Annotated in this window: 3 protein-coding genes; all 3 read right to left on the bottom strand. The window is 68.3% G+C overall.

Annotated elements, in window-relative coordinates:
• A partial coding sequence (locus DIE02_RS35105) for an ABC transporter substrate-binding protein (RefSeq protein WP_124489875.1) occupies positions 1–933 on the bottom strand: 933 nt, incomplete at its 3' end.
• Between the two features lie 86 nt (positions 934–1019).
• Positions 1020–2057, bottom strand: coding sequence for an ABC transporter permease subunit (locus DIE02_RS35100; RefSeq protein WP_124524125.1), 1038 nt, complete (start codon positions 2055–2057; stop codon positions 1020–1022).
• Positions 2058–2097: 40 nt separating this feature from the next.
• Positions 2098–3651, bottom strand: a complete 1554-nt coding sequence (locus DIE02_RS35095) for a sugar ABC transporter ATP-binding protein (protein WP_124524123.1) — start codon at positions 3649–3651, stop codon at positions 2098–2100.

Below are 3651 nucleotides of genomic sequence, written 5' to 3'. Positions count from 1 at the left end.
GCTCCAGCCTTTGTAAGCCTTCACGTTGTCGCGCGTGACGAGCGTCGGCTCGATCAGGATCATCGGGTTGGCCGGCTTCTGGCCGTTCATGATCCCGTAGCCGACGTTTACGGCCTGCTGCGCCATCGCCCACGGATCCTGGCTCGACGACGCCTGCACGAGCGTGTTCGACTTCAGCGCGACTTCGATGTCGGGCGCGCCGTCGACCGACGTGATCACGATGTTCGGGCGGTTCAGCTGCTTCGCCGCGAGATCGCTGCCGATCGCCTGCGGGTCGTTGATCGTGAACACGCCGTCGAGCTTCGGAAAGCGCGTCAGGTAGCCCTGCATCGTGTTCATCCCGCCTTCGCGCGAGCCCTTGCCGTCCTGATCGCTCGACAGGAGCTTGATGCCCGGGTTCTTCGCGAGCACGGTCTTGCAGCCGTTCACGCGATCGATCACGGCCGACACCTGCGGGCCGTTCTCGATGATCACGTTACCCTTGCCGTTGAGCTTCTTCGCGAGGAAGTCGCACGCGAGCTCGCCGGCCTTCACGTTGTTGGTCTGCACGGTCGCGTTCGCGCCGGCGGCCGCGACGTCCACCGCGACGACCGTGATGCCCGCCGCCTGCGCCTTCTTCACCGCCGGCTCGATCGCCTTCGGATCGGTCGCGTTGAGCAGGATCATGTCGACGTGCGCGGAGATGAAGTTGTCGATCTGCGTGAACTGCTTGTTCAGGTCGTAGTCGGCCGAGACCGCGGTGACCTTCGCGTTCGGGTTGAGCTGCCTGGCGCGCGCCTCGGCGCCTTTCACGATCGTGACGAAGTACGGGTTGCCGAGCGAGCCGACCGTGACGCCGATCGATTTCAGCGGCTTGTCGGCTGCATGGGCGGCGGCGGCGCCGAAGGCGAGCGCGCAGGCGACGGCGGTCAGGGCGGCTTTTTGCTTGAACATGTCGTTGTGTCTCCGGAAGGTCCGTTGGCGGATGGGTGCAGGAGGACCTGCCTGCGCCCCGATGGTCGAGTGGTGAGGAATACGAATCAGGTGCGGGCCGAGTCGCGCTGGCGATAGCGGTCGAGCGCGACCGCGCCGATGATAACGAGCCCCTTGATGATGTATTGCCAGATGTCGGACACGCCGAGCAGCACGAGGCCGTTGGTCAGCACCGCGATGATCAGCGCGCCGATCAGCGTGCCGACGATCGAGCCGACGCCGCCGACGAAGCTCGTGCCGCCGAGGATCACCGCGGCGATCGCATCGAGTTCGTACGACTGGCCGAGCTGCAGGCCGTTGGCCGCATAGAGCCGCGCGGCCGACATCACCGCGCCGAGGCCGGCGAGCAGGCCCGACGCCGCATACACGAACAGCTGGATCGCGCGCACGTTGATGCCCGACAGCCGCGCGGCTTCCGGGTTGCCGCCCACCGAATAGATCCGCATGCCGAGCACCGTGCGGCGCAGGATGAACCACGACAGCGCGATCACCGCGCAGGCGATCACGACGAGCCACGGCACGCCGAGGATCGTGCCGTTGCCGATGAACGCGAACGGCAGTTGCGGGTTGAAGACGGTCGTGTCGTTGCCGATCAGGCGGGCGACGCCGCGCACGGCCGTCATCGCGCCGAGCGTGACGATGAACGGCGGCAGGCGCAGGAACGAGATCAGGCCGCCGTTGATCGCGCCGAACACGAGGCCGACCGCGAGCGCGATCGGCACGCCGAGCCAGCCCCAGCCGGGGATGGTCGACGCGATGAGCGCGGCGACGGCCGACGCGGCGAGCACCGAGCCGACCGACAGGTCGATGCCGCCCGTCAGGATCACGAAGGTCATGCCGGCGGCGAGCACGATGTTGATCGACGCCTGCTGCGTGACGATCGACAGGTTCTGCAGCGTGAAGAAGCCGTCGGTCATGAAGCCGAAGCCGATGCAGAGGACCAGCAGCACCGGCAGCATGCCGGCGGTGCGCATCAGCGACTGCATGCGCGCGCGATGATCGGCGCCGCGCATCAGCGGCGTACGGTTGGCGACCGGATGGGCCGTCGCGGACGCGAGGTTCCGCTGCTTGGTCGGGTTGATCATGTCGGTACCTTGAAGGAAGAAGGAAATGAAGGGGCCGTGGTCAGTGCGCGTCGGCGAGCTCGGCTTGCGAGCCGGTGGCGAGCGCGATGATCGCTTCCTGCGTGATGGGCGTGTGCGTGTGGCCGCCGAGTTCGCCGGCGATCTCGCCTTCGCGCATCACGAGCACGCGGTCGGCGACGCCGATGATCTCCGGCAGCTCGCTCGAGATCACGATCACGCCGACACCCGCGCGGGCCAGTTCGTTGATGATCCGGTAGATCTCGGATTTCGCGCCGATGTCGACGCCGCGCGTCGGCTCGTCGAGGATCAGCACGCGCGGCTTCGTCTCGAGCAGGCGCGACAGCAGCACTTTCTGCTGGTTGCCGCCCGACAGCGCGCCGACGTTGACGTTCGCATTCGGCACGCGGATCGACAGCGACGCGATCGCGTCGCGTGCGCGCATGGCGCCGCGCGCCAGATCGAGCGCGCCGAGCCGCGCATCGCGGTTGCACACGGAGATGTTGATGTTGTCGCGCACGCTCATGTCGAGGAACAGGCCCTGGCGCTTGCGGTCTTCCGTCAGGTAGACGAGGCCCGCGTCGATCGCGTCGCGCGGCGAATGCGCGCCGAACGTGCGCTCGCCCAGCTTCACGTCGCCGCGCGTGCGCGGCTCCGCGCCGAAGATCAGCCGCGCGAGCTCGGTGCGGCCCGCGCCGACGAGCCCGGCGATGCCGAGCACCTCGCCCGCATGCAGGTCGAGGCTGCAGCCGCGCACGCGCTCGCCGTCGGCGATGTCGCGCACCGACAGCAGCAGGTGGCCGGGATCGTACGGCGCGTGTTCCTTCTTGTAGAAGCCGGAGATGTCGCGGCCGACCATCATCGCGACGAGCCGCTCGGCCGACAGCGACGCGCGCTCGAGCGTGCCGACGTACGAGCCGTCGCGCAGCACCGACACGCGGTCGGACAGTTCGTAGATTTCGGCCATCCGGTGGCTGATGTAGATGATCGCGAGACCTTCCTCGCGCAGCTGGCGGATCAGGCCGAACAGGTGCTCGGTTTCGCGCGACGACAGCGGCGTCGTCGGTTCGTCCATCACGAGGATGCGTGCGCGGGTATGCACGGCGCGCGCGATCTCGACGAGCTGCTGCTCGGCGATCGACAGCGTGCCGACCAGCGTGTCGGGGCCGAACGGCGCACCGAGGCGCGCGAGCACGTCCTGGCAGCCGCGCGCCATCGCCGCGCGGTCGATGGTGCCCCAGCGACGGTTGCCGCGGCGCAGTTCGCGGCCGACGTAGATGTTTTCCGCGACGGTGAGGTTGGGCGCGAGGCACAGCTCCTGGTAGATCACGGCGACGCCGGCATCGCGCGCGGCGAGCGGGCCGTCGACGTCGATGCGCGCGCCGTCGATCAGGATCTCGCCGCCGGCGTCGGCGCGGTACGCGCCCGACAGGATCTTCATCAGCGTCGACTTGCCCGCGCCGTTCTCGCCCATCAGCGAATGGATCTCGCCCGGATAGACGGTCAGGCTGACGTTGTCGAGCGCGCGCACGGCCGGGAAGGTCTTGCTGATGCCGCGCATCTCGAGCAGCGGCCGGGGGGACTCAGAACGCGACAT

It is taken from the genome of Burkholderia sp. Bp8991 (assembly GCF_003853795.1).
Lineage (GTDB): Bacteria > Pseudomonadota > Gammaproteobacteria > Burkholderiales > Burkholderiaceae > Burkholderia.
This window is presented reverse-complemented; position numbering and strand designations above follow the sequence as displayed.

Bases quoted from the DNA above. Each gene is read 5' to 3' on its own strand.
- DIE02_RS35100 (WP_124524125.1), bottom strand. From the start codon at position 2,057: ATGATCAACCCGACCAAGCAGCGGAACCTCGCGTCCGCGACGGCCCAT.
- DIE02_RS35095 (WP_124524123.1), bottom strand. From the start codon at position 3,651: ATGTCGCGTTCTGAGTCCCCCCGGCCGCTGCTCGAGATGCGCGGCATC.